This window comes from Amycolatopsis sp. NPDC049691, assembly GCF_040675005.1.
GTDB lineage: Bacteria > Actinomycetota > Actinomycetes > Mycobacteriales > Pseudonocardiaceae > Amycolatopsis.
Genome location: NZ_JBFANX010000006.1, coordinates 39,573 through 55,197 on the forward strand (window position 1 = coordinate 39,573; position 15,625 = coordinate 55,197).

Sequence of the window (15,625 nt, forward strand, 5' to 3'; positions counted from 1 at the left end):
ATCCGAGCGCGGCACGCGAGCGTTACGCGAAGGCCTCCGGCCAGACGTCCCGGTACGCCGGCACCCCGCCCGCGGTGGTCGCCGCCAGAAGGCCGTGCACCATCGCCCGCGCGAACACCCGCGCGGCCGCCGAGCACAGCGCGTCCAATGCCACCGGGCGGGCCGCCGCGCCGAACGGGCCGGTCGCGTCCGGCAGCTCGCGCGCGCCCGTGGCCAGCGCGAACACCGTGTCGCCGTCGAACATCGTGTGCGCCGGGCGCACCGCGCGCGCCAGCCCGTCCTGGGCCGCGACCGCGAGCCGCCGCGCCTCGGCCTTGGACAGCGCCGCGTCCACCGCCACCACGCCGATCGTCGTGTTCAGGTCGGTCCGCCGCGATGGCAGGTCAGCGGCCCGCGAAGGCCACGTCACGCCGAAGTCGCCGTGGTCGGCCGCGTAGGCTCGGCCGGTCGTCAGGTCCACGGCCTCGCCGGCCGCGTTGACCGCCGCCAGTGCGCCCACGGTGTACTCGCCGACGACCTCGCTCGCGGACCCGATCCCGCCCTTCAACGACCCCACGGCCGCGCCGGCACCGGCACCGACCGTGCCCAGCGCGAAAGAGCCCGAAGCCGCTTCGCAAGCCGCGTACCCGAAGGACGCGTCGGGCCGGTTGCCCCACTCGCTGCGCGGCAGGTCGAACAGCACGGCCGCGGGCACGATCGGCACGACCTCGTGCGGCTTCGCGCCGACCGGGAAGCCCAGGTTCCGCTCGGAAAGCCACCTCATCACGCCGTCCGCCGCCGCGAGGCCGTACGCCGAACCGCCCGACAGGCACACCGCGTTGACCCGCTGCACCAGGTTCTCCGGCTCCAGCAGGTTGGTCTCCCGCGTTCCGGGCGCGCCGCCGCGCTGGTCGACGGCGCCGACGGCGCCGTCCGGGACCAGGACGACCGTCGTCCCGGTCGCCCAGCCGTCGCCGACCCGCTCGTGGTGCCCGACGAGGACACCCGGCACGTCGGTGATCATCCGGTCAGCGCCTGGATCAGCGTCTCCTGCACCCACGTCAGCCAGTGGTAGACGCCGAGGTGCGGCGCCCGCGGGTCGTCCTCGGGCAGCTCGTCGGGCATGTCCTCGGTGACGTCGAGCGCGGTGCCCAGCGCCAGCCGGACGTCGTTGAGCGCGCCCAGCCACGCGTCGGCCTGCTCCTCGGTCAGCCGGACGTGGCCGCCGTCGCGCGGCAGCGTGTCGAGCACGATCTTCGCGACGCCGACCTTGACGTCCAGCAGCTCCGGCTCGTGCAGCGAGCGCATCGCCGCGGCCGAGTCGATGTCCTCCCGCGACGGGTTGTCCGGGTCGAGCTTGTGGAAGTCCGGGAGCAGCCGCGACAGCACGGGGTCGTCCGGGGACTCGGTGGGGCCGATCCGGATGCCGGTCAGCTCGGCGAGCTCGTCCTGCGGGGCCTCCTCGGCGCGCGCGGTCAGCATGTCCTCGAGCTGGCTGACCAGCCCGCGCAGCACGGCCGCCTCCTGCTGCTCGAAGCCCGCGTGGATCACCGCGCCCTTGCGCCGCCACCCGTTCACGAGGGCTGCTCCATGGTCGCCCACAGGCCCGCCGCGTGGAGCTTCGCCACGTCCGTCTCCACCTTTTCCTTGCTGCCGGACGACACGATCGCCTTGCCCTTGTGGTGCACGTCCAGCATCAGCTTGGTGGCGTGGTCGCGGCTGTAGCCGAACAGCTTCTGGAAGACGTACGTCACGTACGACATGAGGTTCACCGGGTCGTTCCAGACCACGGTCCGCCAGGGGGTGTCCGACTCGGCGACTTCCGCACCGGCCGGTTCGACCTGCGTCTGTTCGGATGCGACAGGCGTGGACATGCACCCCATGGTGTCACGGGGCGCACGGGGTACGCCGCGCCAGGTCCGGCCATGTGGGTGAATAGGCTTACCCCATGGGTTCACCGGAGCCGGCGACGGCCAGCACTGCGCTGCTCACCGACCACTACGAGCTGACCATGCTGGGCAGCGCGCTCGCCGACGGGACGCACGCGCGGCCCTGCGTGTTCGAGGTGTTCGCCCGGCGCCTGCCGGACGGGCGCCGCTACGGCGTCGTCGCGGGTACCGCCCGCGTCCTCGACGCGATCGCGGACTTCCGCTTCACCGACGCCGAGCTGGCGCAGCTGGAGGCCACCGCGGTCGTCGACGACGCGACGCTGTCCTGGCTCGCCGACTACGAGTTCTCGGGTGACGTCGACGGCTACCCCGAGGGCGAGCTGTACTTCCCGGGCTCGCCGCTGCTGACCGTCACCGGCTCGTTCGGCGAGTGCGTGCTGCTGGAGACGCTGGTGCTGTCGATCCTCAACCACGACAGCGCCATCGCGTCCGCCGCGGCCCGGATGTCCGGCGCCGCGCACGGCCGCCCGATCATCGAGATGGGCGGGCGCCGCACGCACGAGTACGCCGCCGTCGCGGCCGCGCGCGCCGCCTACCTGGCCGGTTTCGCGACCACTTCGAACCTGGAAGCCGGCCGCCGCTACGGCATCCCGACGCGCGGCACCGTCGCGCACGCCTTCATGCTGCTGCACGACAGCGAGGAGGCCGCGTTCCGCGCGCAGGTCGAGAAGATGGGCCCGGACACGACGCTGCTCGTCGACACCTACGACATCACCGCCGGCATCGAGACCGCGGTCCGCGTCGCCGGGCCGGAGCTCGGCGCGATCCGGATCGACTCGGGTGACGTCGGGCCGCTCGCCCGCCGCGCCCGCGAGCAGCTGGACTCCCTCGGGGCGAAGGACACCCGGATCGTCGTGTCCGGCGACCTCGACGAGCACGCCATCGCGGCGCTGCGCGCGGAGCCCGTCGACGCGTACGGCGTCGGGACGTCGGTGGTCACCGGGTCCGGCGCGCCGACCGCCGGGATGGTCTACAAGCTGGTCGAGGTGGACGGCAAGCCGGTCGCCAAGCGCAGTGCCCACAAGGAGTCCCGCGGCGGGCGCAAGTCCGCGCTGCGGCGCCACCGCGGCACCGGCACGGCGGTCGAAGAGGTCGTCTGGACGACCGCCGGCGCCGCGCCCGAGGCGCAGGAGAACGACCGGCCGCTGCAGATTCCCCTGATCCGCGGCGGGCGCGCGGTAGAAGACCTGCCTACGCTCGACGACGCGAGGCAGCGGTTGCGCCGCGGCCTGGTCAGCCTGCCGTGGGAAGGCCTCAAGCTTTCGCACGGCGAGCCCGCCATCCCGACACTCTTCGTCTGAACGGAGTCCGGCCATGGGAACCGCGCTGATCGTGGTGGACGTGCAGAACGACTTCTGCGAAGGGGGTTCGTTGGCCGTCGCGGGCGGCGCGGCGGCCGCGGAGACGATCTCCGCGCTGAGCGCGACCGGCGGCTATTCGCACGTGGTGGCCACCCGTGACTACCACATCGACCCGGGTGCCCACTTCAGCGCGACGCCGGACTTCAAGGAGAGCTGGCCGCCGCACTGCGTGGCCGGCACGCCGGGCGCGTCCTTCCACCCGGCCCTCGACGTCGTCCCGATCGGCGAGGTGTTCTCCAAGGGCGAGTACAGCGCGGCCTACTCGGGCTTCGAAGGCGCGTCACGGGACGGCAAGTCCCTGGAGGCGTGGCTGCGCGAGCACGACGTGACCGACGTCGACATCGTCGGCATCGCCACGGACTACTGCGTGCGCGCGACGGCACTCGACGCGGCCCGGGCCGGCTTCGGCGTGCGGGTGCTGCTCGACCACACGGCCGGGATCGCGCGCGCGTCGGTCGAGAGCACCCTGCGGGACTTCGCCGAAGCCGGCGTCGCGCACACCGGAACGGCGCACGTCGCGTGAAGGACCTGCAGGCACTGCTGGCCGAACACCGGCTCGTCGCGATCCTGCGGGCCGCCGACGCGTCCCGGTTCGCCGACGCGGCGATGGTGCTGCACGCGGCGGGCGTCCGCCTGCTCGAAGCGACGCTGACGACGCCTGGCGCGCCCGCGGCCATCACCGCGCTGCGGCTCGCGCTCGGCGAAGACGCGCTGATCGGCGCGGGCAGCGTCCGCGAACCGTCCGATGTGGACATCGCGGTCGACGCGGGCGCGGCGTACCTGATCACGCCGACGGTCAACCCGGCGGTCCTCGAGCGCGCGGCCGAGCTGGACACCCCGGTGGTCTGCGGCGCGCTGACGCCGACGGAGATCGACCAGGCGTGGCGCCTCGGCGCGGCGGCGGTGAAGGTGTTCCCGGTGGCGGCGGTGGGCGGCATCGCCTACCTGCGCGCGGTCCGGGCCCCGCTCCCGGACGTCCCGCTGGTCCCGACGGGCGGGGTCCACCTGTCCGACGTCGAGGGCTACCTGCGCGCGGGCGCGATCGCGGTGGCCGCGGCGACCCCGTTGCTGGGCGACGCGCTGTCGCCGAGCGGCAGCCTCCCGGACCTGGCGGCCCGGGCGGGCGAGTTCGTCGCGGCGGCCGCTCGCTTCAAGACCGCCTAGCTACTTCTTCCCGAACGGGTCGCAGGCGGCCGTGCCCAGGTAGATGTCGCCGCTCGCCGGGCCGCCCTGCGGGAACAGCTCGATGTGCACCGCGTGCGTGACCAGGCTGCCGTCCGGCGGCTGGGGCGTCACCGTCTCGTTGAGGACCACCGTCGCCAGCGCCGTGCCCGCGGGCCCGCCGGGGATGACGATCCGGTCGTTCGGCGGGATCTGCGCGGGCACGGTGATCCCCTCGACCTCGCCGATCGAGACCTCGCCGCCGCTGCCGGTCTCGGTCGTGGCGCACTTCGCCGAAAAGGTGCGCACCGTGATGACCGGTCCGCCGTAGCGCTTGAGCACCGTCGCCGTGAACCGGTGCCCGGTCGCCTGCGCGATCGACACCGCGCCCGAGCGGCCGCAGCCGCTCTCGCCGATGCCGAACACCGCTACGTCGCCGGTCGCACCCCCCGCCGTCCGGGCGCTGTAGGGGCCGTCGACGGTGCACTTCGCCAGCTCACCGGTGACGACGTGCTCGTTGTCGACGGTCACGTCCAGCGAGCCGGAAGACGCCCATCCGGTGGACGTGGCCGGCGCCGCCGCGACCAGGAGCGGAGTGGCCAGCGTCGTCACCGCCAGCAACCGGAGTGTCCTCTTCCTGGCGATTCGCATTCCGCGGCCTCCTCGGTTCCGTGACAGTTCGTAGTTACCCACTTCGTCATCGGCAGGCCGGCCGCTGCCCCTGATCGGGTCCACCCGGACGGGTGGCCGGTGAGGAACGCAACTTAAGGGGCTGCGCCGGGGGTAACGAGCGTTAACCTCGATCGTCGCCTGTGTCCCACCCTGGGAGGTTTCGTGTCTTCGCTGTCCTTCGCCGCCAAGCGGCCCGTGCTGGCCGACCTCGTGCCCGGTTCCCTCGTCCGGGACATCGCGCTGGTCGCCGGCGGCGCCGTGCTCACCGGCGCCGCCGCGCAGCTGACGATCCCGGTGCCCGGCAGCCCGGTGCCGATGACCGGCCAGACGTTCGCCGCGCTGCTCGTCGGCGCGTCGCTCGGCATGTCGCGCGGTGCCGCGTCGATGCTGGTGTACCTGCTCGTCGGGGCGGTCGGTGTGCCGTGGTTCCAGCACGGCACCGCGGGCCTGTCCGGCGCGAGCGCCGGCTACATCGTCGGCTTCGTCTTCGCCGGCGCGCTGGTGGGCGCGCTCGCCGGCCGGGGCGGCGACCGGACGCCGGTGCGCACCGCGGGCACGATGGTGCTCGGCAACCTGGTGATCTACGCCTTCGGCGTGCCGTGGCTGATGGCCTCGACCGGGTTCGACCTGTCCACCGCGTTCGCCAAGGGCGTCACGCCGTTCCTGGTCGGGGACGCGATCAAGATCGTCGTCGCCGCCGGTCTGCTGCCGCTGACCTGGAAGCTGGTCTCGGGCCGCACCGAAGACTGACCGCCCGCCGAAGGGGACCTCACGCCGGTGAGGTCCCCTTCGGCGTTCCCGGGGCGACGGCGCGAGTGGCCCGTTCGCGACGGATCACCGATCCTGTCGGCCCCGGCGGCTAATGTGTGTCGCTGTGCCCGCCCGAACCGATTTCCCCGGCGTCCTCGAACTCCTGACCCACGCGGTGGAGTCCGTGGGCGGTGCCGAACGCCCAGGGCAGGTCGAGATGGCCCAGGCCGTCGGCCGCGCCATCCGCACCGGTGAGCACTTGGCCGTGCAGGCGGGTACCGGCACCGGCAAGTCCCTGGCCTACCTCGTCCCCGCGATCCGCCACGCCGTCGAGAAGGAAGCCACCGTCGTCGTCTCGACGGCGACGATCGCGCTGCAGCGCCAGCTCGTCGACCGCGACCTGCCCCGCCTGGCGAAGGCGCTGAAGAAGCCGCTGGGCCGCGAACCGACCTTCGCGATCCTCAAGGGCCGCCGCAACTACATGTGCCTGCACCGCCTGGACTACGGCGCGCCGGACGAGCCGGAGGACGCGCAGCTCTTCGACCCGTTCGCGGTGTCGCGGCTGGGCAAGGAGGTCACGCGGCTGCGGGAGTGGTCGTCGGACACCGAAACCGGCGACCGCGACGAGCTGGTCCCCGGTGTCTCCGACCAGGCGTGGCGCCAGGTGTCGGTGACGGCGAAGGAATGTCTCGGCGCTTCTCGCTGCCCGATCGGAACGGACTGCTTCGCCGAGAAGGCCCGCGCCGAGGCCGGCCGCGCCGACATCATCGTCACCAACCACGCGCTGCTGGCGATCGACGCCCTGCAGGGCTACCAGGTCCTGCCGGACCACGACGTGGTGATCATCGACGAGGCGCACGACCTCGTCGACCGCGTCACCTCGGTCGCCACCGGCGAGCTGACCAGCGCGATGTGCGCGTCGGCCGCGCGCCGCTGCGGCAAGCTGATCGACGCCGACGTCGCCGACAGCCTCCTCGAGGCCGGTGACGGGCTGGCGCTGATCGTCGACGACCTGCCCCCGGGCCGGATGGACGAGCTGCCCCGGCCGCTGAAGGGCGCGATCCCGGCGATCCGCGACGCCGCGCACGCGTGCATCACGGCCCTGGGCTCCGACCGCAAGGAGGACGTCGAGGGCGCCACCGCGCGCAAGCTGGCGCGCTCGCTGCTCGACGAGGTGCACGACACCGCGGTCCGGCTCCTGGAAGCGTTCGACGACGACCAGGCGCACCAGCGCGACGTCGTCTGGCTCTCCGGCGACAAGTACTCCTCGAACCCGCGGTCGCCGGCGCTGAAGGTCGCGCCGCTCGGCGTCGCCGGGCTGCTGCGCGAGCGCGTCTTCAACCTGCACACGACGATCCTGACCTCGGCGACGCTGACCCTGGGCGGCACGTTCGACACGATGGCGCGCCAGTGGGGTCTCCCGCCGGGCGCGGCCCGCGTCGAGCAGGCGCCCGGCGCGGCCACCGAGAAGGAGGCCCCGAAGGACGACTCGGGCCCGAAGTGGACCGGCCTGGACGTCGGCTCGCCGTTCGACCACAAGCGCAACGGCATCCTCTACCTGGCCAAGCACCTGCCGCCACCGGGCCGCGACGGCCTCGCGTCGTCCACAATGGACGAACTGGCCGAGCTGATCGAGGCCGCGGGCGGGCGCACGCTCGGGCTGTTCTCCTCGATGCGGGCGGCCAAGCAGGCGGCCGAGGAGATGCGCGAGCGGCTGGACTTCCCGATCCTCTGCCAGGGCGAGGACGCGACTTCGCTGCTGGTCCAGAAGTTCTCCGAGGACGTCCGCACGTGCCTGTTCGGCACGCTGTCCCTCTGGCAGGGCGTGGACGTGCCCGGTCCGTCGCTGCAGCTCGTGGTGGTCGACCGGATCCCGTTCCCGCGCCCGGACGACCCGGTGTCGTCGGCGCGGCAACGCGCGGTGGAAGCCCGCGGCGGCAACGGGTTCCTCACCGTCGCGGCCACGCACGCGGCGCTGCTGCTGGCGCAGGGCACCGGGCGGCTGCACCGCTCGGTCACCGACCGCGGGGTGGTCGCGGTGCTGGATTCGCGGCTGGCGAACGCCCGCTACGGCGGATTCCTCCGTGCTTCGCTGCCACCGTTCTGGCCGACGATGGACCCGAAGGTGGCGCGCGACGCGTTGCGCCGGCTGGACGCAGCCGCGCCCGCGTGACGCGGTGCGCGGCCCCGCCCGGTACGGTGAACCCACCGACGCAGCAAGGGAGCACCGGTTGACCCAGGATTCGTCCAGCGCACAGTCCCGGACCGTCAGTGTCGACGACACCGGCGTGCGGCGGCGGCTCGCGGACGGCAGCGAAGAGGCCGTCACGTGGGCAGGCCTGTCGTCGGTGATGGTCCGCGTCATCCCCGACGGCCCCTGGAACGAAGACGTCTTCTTCATGCTGGTGGGCACCGACGGCAAGGGCACGGCGGTGCCGAGCGGCGACCCGGCGGCGGACGCGCTGATCGAGCGGCTGCAGGCCCTGCCCGGGTTCGACAACGAGAAGTTCATCGAGGCCATGACGACCGACGCCGACCAGGCCTACGTCGTCTGGGAGTCCAGCGAGAACTAGGCGACCGGGAACTCCTCCGTCACCGGGATCCCCTTCTTGAGGGTCCGGCTCACCGTGCACAGCCGCTCGATCGCGCGGTCGACGGCGCCGGCCAGCGCTTCCCGCTGATCCGCCGCCAAAGTCGACACGTCGACATCGAACGCGACGTGCACGGCGTCCAGTTCCGAAGCGCCTTCCCGGCGATCGGCGCTGACGGTCACGCGGAACTTCGCGTCTTCCCCGACCCGCCGCGTGACGAGTTCTTCGGCCGTCACCGCGCTGCAGCCCGCGGCCGCGATCTGCAGCAGTTCCGCGGGTGAGAACGCCCCTTCGGCGCCGTTGCGGCCCAGCCGCACCTCCGCGCCGCGGTCGTTGCGGCCGACGAAGGAATGCTGTCCGTCGCGCTGTACTTCCAGTCCCATGCCCGCTCCAACCGGCTCAGGAAGCCCCTTGTTCCGGCTCCCACTGCGCGAGAACCGTGATGGTGCCCGGGTCGACCTCGGTGAACCCGGCGTCCCGCACGGCGACGACGCGGTCGCGCCGCCACGCGCCCTCGGGGTCGTCGCCGGGGTGCAGTTCCTTCCACCGCGCGACGCTCGCCTGCCGCACCGCGGTCCGGTAGCCCCGCGCGGCCCAGGCGGCGCGCTGCCCGTCGTCCAGCAGGGCGGCGAGGATCATCGTGGCGTGCCCGACCTGCGCGGCGGCCTTGCCGACCGTCATCGGGGTGTGCGGGTTGAGCAGGAGCAGCGGGACCCCGTCGGGCACCGGGCCCGGCTCGTCCGGCGGCAGCTCGCTGCCCGAGATCTGCAGCCGCGAGACCTCCTTGGGCGCCTCGGCGACCAGGCCCGGCACCAGCGCCCGCGCCTCGGCGCCGTCGATCTCGACGGTGATGCCCGGCAGGCCCTGCACGGCCGCCCAGTGCGCGCCCCGCGCCCGCCGGGCGACCTTGCGGATCCGGTTGTCGAGCCACGCGTGCATCGGCTCGGCCCACTCGCCGCCGGGCGCCGAACGCTCGTCGAGGCAGACCGCCAGCGCGGCGGCCGCGGCGGCCTCCAGCAGCGGCGTGCGGCCGGGCGGCTCGGCGCGTTCGATGCGCAGGATGACCGGCATCGCCCGGACTTCCTCCGGCAGCTCGTCCGAGGTGTCCGACGTGTCTTCGGCCGGGAGCCCGAGCCAGTAGGCGTAGCGGACGCCCAGGGGGTCGAGAACGCTGCTCACGGACGCATCAGCTCGAGCCCGTCGGCGGCGTCGGCCGCTTCGACCTCGCCGCGGGTGAGGCCGAGCACGAACAGCACGGCGTCGAGGTACGGGTGCGACAGCGCGGTGTCGGCCACCTCGCGCAGCGCGGGCTTGGCGTTGAACGCGACGCCCATGCCGGCCGCCGAGAGCATGTCGATGTCGTTGGCGCCGTCCCCGACCGCGACGCACTGCTCGAGCGGGATGTCGTACTCGCCGGCGAAGCGGCGAAGCACCTTCGCCTTGCCCGCGCGGTCGACGACCTCGCCGACCACACGCCCGGTGAGCTTGCCGTCGACGATCTCGAGCTCGTTCGCCGCCGCGAAGTCCAGGCCCAGCTCTTCCACCAGCCCGCCGATGACCTGCGTGAACCCGCCGGACACCACGCCGGTCCTGAACCCCATCCGCTTGAGCGTGCGGATCGTCGTGCGGGCGCCGGGGGTCAGCTCGATCGACGCGGCGACCTCGTCGATCGCCGTGGCGGGGAGGCCCTCCAGCAGCGCGACCCGGCGCTCCAGCGACTCGGTGAAGTTCAGCTCACCGCGCATGGCGGCTTCGGTGATCTCGCGGATCTCCGGTTCGACGCCGGCGTGCGCGCCCAGCATCTCGATGACCTCGCCCTGGATGAGCGTGGAGTCGACGTCGAAGACGACCAGCCGCTTCGCCCGGCGCGTGATCCCGGCCCGCTCGACGGCGATGTCGATCCCCGCCTCGACCGCCGCGTCGGCGAGTTCGGACCGCAGGGCGGCGTCGGCCTCGGGGGTGTCCTGGTCGACCGAGACGTACAGCTCGAGGCCGGTCACCGGGTAGTCGGCGACGCTACGGATCGCGTCGATGTTGGCGCCGAGCGACGCCAGCCGCCGCGCGACCTCCGAGAAGCCCCGCGCGGTGACCGGGCGGCCCAGCACGACCAGCACGTGGGAGGAGTCGCGGCGGCCGAGCGCGAACGGGTCGTCCCCGATCGCCGAGCCGATCTTGACGTCGACCTGCATCCCGACCGACGCCATCGCCTGCTCGACGGACTCCTGAAGGCCCTCCGGGTCGCGGTACACCCCGGCGAGCACGCCGAGCACGAGCTGCCCGCGGATGACGACCTGCTCGACGTCGAGCACGTCGACGTCGTGGCGGGTCAGCACGGCGAACAGCACGGACGAGACACCCGGCTTGTCGGGGCCGGTCGTCGTGATCAGGACGGGGGTCTGGGTCACTGGTCATCCCTCGTTCGGCAACGCTGCACGATCAGTCTGCCGGTCCGGGCTCGAACATAAGTAGAGCGCGTGCCCGGCTTCACAAAAGCCGGGCACGCGCTCTCACTCGTTCAGGGTGTTACTTGTCGTCGCCCTGCTCGCTGGCGTTGTCGCTCGAGTGGTCACCCGGGATCACCGCTTCGGTGAGCAGCTGCGACGGCGCCGCGTGGCTGTTGAGCTTCTGCTTGCCGAAGAAGCCGATCTCGCCCTCGTTGTGGATGCGCTCGATCATGTGCGGGTAGTGCAGCTCGAACGCGGGCCGCTCGGAGCGGATCCGGGGCAGCTCGGTGAAGTTGTGCCGCGGCGGCGGGCAGGACGTCGCCCACTCCAGCGAGTTGCCGTAGCCCCACGGGTCGTCCACCGTGACGATCTCGCCGTACCGGTAGCTCTTGAAGACGTTCCACAGGAACGGCAGCGTCGAGGCACCGAGGATGTACGCGCCGATCGTGGAGATCGTGTTCAGCGTGGTGAAGCCGTCGCTGGTCAGGTAGTCCGCGTACCGGCGCGGCATGCCCTCGGCGCCCAGCCAGTGCTGGACGAGGAACGTGCCGTGGAAGCCGATGAACGTCGTCCAGAAGTGCCACTTGCCGAGCTTCTCGTCCATCATCCGGCCGGTGATCTTCGGGAACCAGAAGTAGATGCCGGCGAAGGTGGCGAACACGATCGTGCCGTAGAGCACGTAGTGGAAGTGCGCGACGACGAAGTAGCTGTCCGACACGTGGAAGTCGATCGCCGGCGCGGCCAGCATGATGCCGGTCAGGCCGCCGAAGAGGAACGTGACGATGAAGCCCATCGAGAAGATCATCGGTGTCTCGAAGGACAGCTGGCCCTTCCACATCGTGCCGATCCAGTTGAAGAACTTGATGCCGGTCGGGACGGCGATCAGGAACGTCATGAAGGAGAAGAACGGCAGCAGCACGGCGCCGGTGGCGTACATGTGGTGCGCCCACACCGCGACCGACAGGGCCGCGATCGCCAGCGTCGCCCAGACCAGGCTCTTGTAGCCGAACAGCGGCTTGCGGCTGAACACCGGGAAGATCTCCGACACGATGCCGAAGAACGGCAGCGCGACGATGTACACCTCGGGGTGGCCGAAGAACCAGAACAGGTGCTGCCAGAGGATCACGCCGCCGTTTTCGGGGTCGAACACGTGCGCCCCGAGGTGCCGGTCCGCCAGCAGGCCCATCAGGGCCGCGGTCAGGATCGGGAAGGCGAGCAGGATCAGGATCGACGTCACCAGGATGTTCCAGGTGAAGATCGGCATCCGGTACATCGTCATGCCGGGCGCGCGGAGGCAGACCACGGTGGTGACCATGTTGACCGCGCCGAGGATGGTGCCGAGACCGGAGACCACCAGGCCGGAGATCCACAGGTCCGCGCCGACGCCCGGCGAGTGGATCGCGTCCGACAGCGGGGTGTAGGCGAACCAGCCGAAGTCGGCGGCGCCACCCGGGGTCAGGAAGCCGGACAGCACGATCAGGCCGCCGAAGAGGTACAGCCAGTACGAGAACGCGTTCAGCCGCGGGAACGCGACGTCCGGCGAGCCGATCTGCAGCGGGAGCACGAAGTTCGCGAAGCCGAAGAGGATCGGGGTCGCGTACAGCAGCAGCATCACCGTGCCGTGCATGGTGAACAGCTGGTTGTACTGCTCCTGCGACAGGAACTGCTGACCGGGGCGCGCCAGCTCGGTGCGGATGAGCATGGCCATCGCGCCGCCCGCCATGAAGAAGGCGAACGACGTGACCAGGTACATGATCCCGATCTGCTTGTGGTCCGTCGTGCGGAACAACCGCAGCAGGTACGAACCCTTGACCGACTCGCGCGCGGGATACGGGCGCGTCGCGATCGGCTTGGGGGCTACGGCCGTCACTCCTGCCTCCAACACTGAAACCTTGTGGTGGTCATCGTCCGGCCGCCGGGCGCGGGCGGGGCCTGCGTTCCGGCGGTCAGGGGGATCGTAGCCCTCGCTACCGACAGTCGCGCGCACCGGCTGGCAAGATCGGGCCGTGGCCGACGAATACACGCGGGCCGCGGTTCGCGCGGCACTGACCGTGACCTCCCGGCTCGGCCTGCGCGAGCACGCGCCCGAGGTGCTCCACGAACGCTCGAACGTGCTGGTGAGGCTGGGTCCGCTGGTCGCGCGGGTGCCGGGGACGACCCGCCTGGCGCGGCCCGGTCCGGCCTGGCAGGAACGGGACCTGGCGGTGTCGCGGTTCCTCACCGAGCGTGGTGTGCTCGTCGTCTCACCGGCCGCGGATCCCCCGGCCGGGCCCCATTTCGCGGACGGCCTGCCGGTCACGCTCTGGCACCACACGCCGCACGATCCGGACCACCGGTACGCACCGGACGTCGTCGCGCGCTCGCTCGCCGAGGTGCACGCGGCGCTGCGCGAGTACCCCGGCGACCTGCCCCGGCGCGGCCCGCTGGACGACCTCGAACGCATCTTCGGCCGGCACGAGCTGGACCCCCGGCTGCCCGCCGAGGCGGCCCGGCTGGCCGCGACGCTGCCGGACGCCGCCGGGCAGCCGCTGCACGGCGACGCGCACCCCGGCAACCTGATCGCCACTCCCGCCGGGCCGTGCTGGCTGGACTTCGAGGACACCTGGCGTGGGCCGCTCGCCTGGGACCTCGCCGTCCTCGCCCGCCAGGGCGGCCCCGAGTACCTCGCCGCGTACCCGGGCGAAGCCGACGAGGACGCGCTTCGCTTCTTCACGCGGTTGCGCGAGCTTTACGCCGTGGTGTGGCGCTTCATGATCGCGCGGCGGTTCCCCCACCGGCTGCCGGAAGCCCGCGCCGCGCTCGACGCCTACTTCTCGTGAGTCGCCGGATACCAGGAGAGGATCGCCTCGGTCACGCCCGCCGGGTCCTCCAGCGGCGTCAGGTGCCCGGCGCCCGGGAGCACCACGAGGGTCGCCCCGGCCAGCACCTCGACCATGGCGCTCGCCGCCGCCACCGGGGTGATCGGGTCCTCTTCGCCGACGACGACCAGAGCGGGGACCCCCGACTCGCGCAGCAGCTCGACCGAATCGGGCCGCGTCCGCAGCGCGAGCGCCGTCCACGAAATGCCGGCGGGCGGCTGCGATTCGATGATCTCCCGGACGGTTTCGACGACGTCGGGCCGCGTCGCGCGGGTGGATTCGGCCAGCAGGTTCGGCAGGTTGGCCTCCGCGAGCCAGCCCTTGGTGCCTTCGTCTTCGACGCGCCTGGCGACGTCCAGCCGGCTTTGCGCGGCCTCGGGCGTGTCGGGCGTCGCCTTGGTGTCGATGAGCACGAGCCCGCCGACCCGCTCGGGCGCCAGCCGCAGCACCGCCATCGCGAGGTAGCCGCCCATCGAGCAGCCGCCGAGCACGACGCGGTCCAGTTCCAGGCGGTCGAGCAGGGCGACGACGTCGCGCGCGGCGTCTTCGAGGCTCGGTTCGCGATCGGACTCCGGCAGCGGCGAGCGGCCGAGCCCGCGCTGGTCCGGAGTGATCACCCGAAGGTGTGAAGCGAGGGGCTCGCGCACCGCGTTCCACATGCGGGCGTCCAGGGGGAAGGCGTGGAGGAGGACCAGCGGCAGTTCGGTCATGCGGGCCATTTTGTCGGACCCCCGCGCTAGCTTCGCCGATGTGTTCACCGACATCGAAACCGACCGGCTGCTGCTGCGTCCGCTCCACGAGGCGGACCGGCAGGCGATGGTCGACATCCACACCGACCCGCGCACCAACCGCTTCCACCCCGACCCGCCCGACGTCCCGCGCGCGTCGGCGATGTTCTCGGACTGGCTAGCGCACTGGGCCGAGCACGGCTTCGGCTATCCCGCGGTGCTCGAACGCGGGGGCACCGAGGTGCTGGGCATGTGCGGGGTGCGGCTGCGGGAGTTCCACGGCGAGAAGGTGCTGAACCTCGGCTACCGGTTCCGGCCGTCGGCGTGGGGCAAGGGGTACGCGGTGGAGGCCGGGCTGGCGGTGCTGGAGTGGTGCGCCCGCGACCTGCCGTCGCTGCCGGTGCTGGCGAGCGTCAGCGTGGAGAACAAGCCGTCGCTGCGGGTGGCGGAGCGGCTGGGCTTCACGGAGTACACGGAGGAGATGTACGACGGCGCGTACTCGCGCCACTACCGGCGCTGAGCCGGGCGGTGTTTGACAACTCCAGAGTGTTCAGCGGCGGCGGTTCGGCCGGCGCCGGGCCCGGGCGTCCCAGCAGGCCCGGTGCCAGTGCCGCCGGTCGGCGACGGAGCCGGTCTCGTCGGCGGGCCAGACGACGACGTGCGGCGTGCCGGGCCGGATCTCGTGGTCGCAGCCGGGGCACCGGTAGGTCTTGCCGGCCTGGGCCCCGGGCACGGTCCGCACGAGCCAGTCCCCATCGCTGCCGGACTCGGCGCGGGCCCACCCGGTGGCGGCACCAAGTTCGCGTTCGGGCGGCCCACCGTCCGAACGGCGGCCGGGACGGTTCCGTCGAGGCACGCGGCCCACGGTAAACGGCGGGGGCTGAAGGGGATCGCCCAGGCCCGCGTGGCTTCCGGCGGGGCCGGGGAGGTGGGCGGCCTGGGCTCCGCGGCTCAATCCCGGGCCCGGTGCGGCTCTCTTCACCGTGCGGGGCCTCAAACCCGCCTGGGCGGACAGCCGGCGGCTCGGTGCCGGATCTCGTCACCACGCGGGCCGCCCCCCTCGCGGCCAGCCCGATCGGTGCCCGGGTCCCGTCGTAGCCGCGGTACGCACCCGTAACCACGCGGGCCGCCA

At 72.5% G+C, this 15,625-nt stretch carries 18 protein-coding genes; 8 read left to right on the forward strand and 10 right to left on the reverse strand.

Annotation, left to right across the window (positions count from 1 at the left end; all coding sequences use genetic code 11):
* Positions 1–22: 22 nt before the first annotated feature.
* Genes AB0J40_RS15235 through clpS form a run of 3 tightly spaced genes read right to left on the reverse strand, consistent with a single transcriptional unit; the run spans position 23 to position 1,853 of the window.
* Positions 23–1,003: a P1 family peptidase gene (locus AB0J40_RS15235; protein WP_364452678.1), complete on the reverse strand. Its 981-nt coding sequence runs from the start codon at positions 1,001–1,003 to the stop codon at positions 23–25.
* Complete coding sequence (locus tag AB0J40_RS15240; protein ID WP_364452680.1) at positions 1,000–1,557, reverse strand: DUF2017 domain-containing protein; 558 nt, start codon at positions 1,555–1,557, stop codon at positions 1,000–1,002. The genes AB0J40_RS15235 and AB0J40_RS15240 overlap by 4 nt, the downstream gene beginning before the upstream one ends.
* Complete coding sequence (clpS, locus tag AB0J40_RS15245) at positions 1,554–1,853, reverse strand: ATP-dependent Clp protease adapter ClpS (RefSeq protein ID WP_004560461.1); 300 nt, start codon at positions 1,851–1,853, stop codon at positions 1,554–1,556. The genes AB0J40_RS15240 and clpS overlap by 4 nt, the downstream gene beginning before the upstream one ends.
* Before the next feature lie 74 nt (positions 1,854–1,927).
* On the opposite strand from clpS, the gene AB0J40_RS15250 reads away from it, so the two are divergent.
* The 3 genes from AB0J40_RS15250 to AB0J40_RS15260 are packed head-to-tail and all read left to right on the forward strand — an operon-like array spanning position 1,928 to position 4,453.
* Positions 1,928–3,229, forward strand: coding sequence for a nicotinate phosphoribosyltransferase (locus tag AB0J40_RS15250; protein WP_364452682.1), 1,302 nt, complete (start codon positions 1,928–1,930; stop codon positions 3,227–3,229).
* 13 nt (positions 3,230–3,242) lie between these two features.
* Positions 3,243–3,812, forward strand: a complete 570-nt coding sequence (locus AB0J40_RS15255; RefSeq protein ID WP_364452685.1) for an isochorismatase family protein — start codon at positions 3,243–3,245, stop codon at positions 3,810–3,812.
* On the forward strand, positions 3,809–4,453 hold the full coding sequence (locus AB0J40_RS15260; protein ID WP_364452686.1) for a bifunctional 4-hydroxy-2-oxoglutarate aldolase/2-dehydro-3-deoxy-phosphogluconate aldolase: 645 nt from the start codon (positions 3,809–3,811) through the stop codon (positions 4,451–4,453). The genes AB0J40_RS15255 and AB0J40_RS15260 overlap by 4 nt, the downstream gene beginning before the upstream one ends.
* Here the strand turns inward: AB0J40_RS15260 and AB0J40_RS15265 are convergent, their stop codons facing one another.
* Positions 4,454–5,071: a choice-of-anchor P family protein gene (locus AB0J40_RS15265; RefSeq protein WP_364453662.1), complete on the reverse strand. Its 618-nt coding sequence runs from the start codon at positions 5,069–5,071 to the stop codon at positions 4,454–4,456. It lies immediately after the preceding gene.
* A gap of 213 nt (positions 5,072–5,284) precedes the next feature.
* Between AB0J40_RS15265 and AB0J40_RS15270 the strand changes: the two genes are divergently transcribed.
* The 3 genes from AB0J40_RS15270 to AB0J40_RS15280 all read left to right on the forward strand — a co-directional run bounded on the left by AB0J40_RS15270 (position 5,285) and on the right by AB0J40_RS15280 (position 8,445).
* Positions 5,285–5,872, forward strand: coding sequence for a biotin transporter BioY (locus AB0J40_RS15270; RefSeq protein WP_364452688.1), 588 nt, complete (start codon positions 5,285–5,287; stop codon positions 5,870–5,872).
* 124 nt (positions 5,873–5,996) lie between these two features.
* Positions 5,997–8,045 (forward strand): ATP-dependent DNA helicase, encoded by a 2,049-nt coding sequence (locus AB0J40_RS15275; protein WP_364452691.1) that lies wholly within the window; start codon positions 5,997–5,999, stop codon positions 8,043–8,045.
* A 58-nt stretch (positions 8,046–8,103) separates the two neighbouring features.
* Complete coding sequence (locus AB0J40_RS15280; RefSeq protein WP_086672538.1) at positions 8,104–8,445, forward strand: hypothetical protein; 342 nt, start codon at positions 8,104–8,106, stop codon at positions 8,443–8,445.
* On the opposite strand, the gene AB0J40_RS15285 is transcribed toward AB0J40_RS15280, so the two are convergent.
* The 4 genes from AB0J40_RS15285 to ctaD all read right to left on the reverse strand — a co-directional run bounded on the left by AB0J40_RS15285 (position 8,442) and on the right by ctaD (position 12,777).
* The gene (locus AB0J40_RS15285; RefSeq protein WP_364452694.1) at positions 8,442–8,846 is read right to left on the reverse strand and encodes an OsmC family protein; all 405 of its coding nucleotides are present in this window, start codon (positions 8,844–8,846) and stop codon (positions 8,442–8,444) included. The genes AB0J40_RS15280 and AB0J40_RS15285 overlap by 4 nt on opposite strands.
* Before the next feature lie 16 nt (positions 8,847–8,862).
* The gene (locus tag AB0J40_RS15290) at positions 8,863–9,642 is read right to left on the reverse strand and encodes a peptidyl-tRNA hydrolase (protein WP_364452697.1); all 780 of its coding nucleotides are present in this window, start codon (positions 9,640–9,642) and stop codon (positions 8,863–8,865) included.
* Positions 9,639–10,868, reverse strand: a complete 1,230-nt coding sequence (gene serB / locus AB0J40_RS15295) for a phosphoserine phosphatase SerB (RefSeq protein ID WP_364452700.1) — start codon at positions 10,866–10,868, stop codon at positions 9,639–9,641. Before serB ends, AB0J40_RS15290 begins: the two co-directional genes overlap by 4 nt.
* Positions 10,869–10,986: 118 nt before the next feature.
* Positions 10,987–12,777 carry a cytochrome c oxidase subunit I gene (gene ctaD, locus AB0J40_RS15300; protein WP_364452703.1) on the reverse strand — a complete coding sequence of 597 codons (1,791 nt, stop codon included), beginning with the start codon at positions 12,775–12,777 and terminating at the stop codon, positions 10,987–10,989.
* Between the two features lie 136 nt (positions 12,778–12,913).
* Here ctaD and AB0J40_RS15305 point away from each other — a divergent pair, with 136 nt between their 5' ends.
* Positions 12,914–13,726, forward strand: a complete 813-nt coding sequence (locus AB0J40_RS15305) for a phosphotransferase (RefSeq protein ID WP_364452706.1) — start codon at positions 12,914–12,916, stop codon at positions 13,724–13,726.
* Here AB0J40_RS15305 and AB0J40_RS15310 read toward each other — a convergent pair.
* Complete coding sequence (locus tag AB0J40_RS15310) at positions 13,714–14,475, reverse strand: alpha/beta hydrolase (protein ID WP_364452709.1); 762 nt, start codon at positions 14,473–14,475, stop codon at positions 13,714–13,716. The genes AB0J40_RS15305 and AB0J40_RS15310 overlap by 13 nt on opposite strands.
* Between AB0J40_RS15310 and AB0J40_RS15315 the strand changes: the two genes are divergently transcribed.
* The gene (locus tag AB0J40_RS15315) at positions 14,474–15,013 is read left to right on the forward strand and encodes a GNAT family N-acetyltransferase (RefSeq protein ID WP_364452711.1); all 540 of its coding nucleotides are present in this window, start codon (positions 14,474–14,476) and stop codon (positions 15,011–15,013) included. The two genes, AB0J40_RS15310 and AB0J40_RS15315, sit on opposite strands and share 2 nt — an antisense overlap.
* Before the next feature lie 30 nt (positions 15,014–15,043).
* On the opposite strand, the gene AB0J40_RS15320 is transcribed toward AB0J40_RS15315, so the two are convergent.
* Positions 15,044–15,349, reverse strand: a complete 306-nt coding sequence (locus tag AB0J40_RS15320; protein ID WP_364452714.1) for a hypothetical protein — start codon at positions 15,347–15,349, stop codon at positions 15,044–15,046.
* Positions 15,350–15,625: the final 276 nt, after the last annotated feature.

Bases quoted from the DNA above. Each gene is read 5' to 3' on its own strand.
- AB0J40_RS15310 (WP_364452709.1), bottom strand. From the start codon at position 14,475: ATGACCGAACTGCCGCTGGTCCTCCTCCACGCCTTCCCCCTGGACGCC.
- AB0J40_RS15250 (WP_364452682.1), top strand. From the start codon at position 1,928: ATGGGTTCACCGGAGCCGGCGACGGCCAGCACTGCGCTGCTCACCGAC.
- AB0J40_RS15235 (WP_364452678.1), bottom strand. From the start codon at position 1,003: ATGATCACCGACGTGCCGGGTGTCCTCGTCGGGCACCACGAGCGGGTC.
- AB0J40_RS15315 (WP_364452711.1), top strand. From the start codon at position 14,474: ATGCGGGCCATTTTGTCGGACCCCCGCGCTAGCTTCGCCGATGTGTTC.
- AB0J40_RS15285 (WP_364452694.1), bottom strand. From the start codon at position 8,846: ATGGGACTGGAAGTACAGCGCGACGGACAGCATTCCTTCGTCGGCCGC.
- clpS (WP_004560461.1), bottom strand. From the start codon at position 1,853: ATGTCCACGCCTGTCGCATCCGAACAGACGCAGGTCGAACCGGCCGGT.
- AB0J40_RS15255 (WP_364452685.1), top strand. From the start codon at position 3,243: ATGGGAACCGCGCTGATCGTGGTGGACGTGCAGAACGACTTCTGCGAA.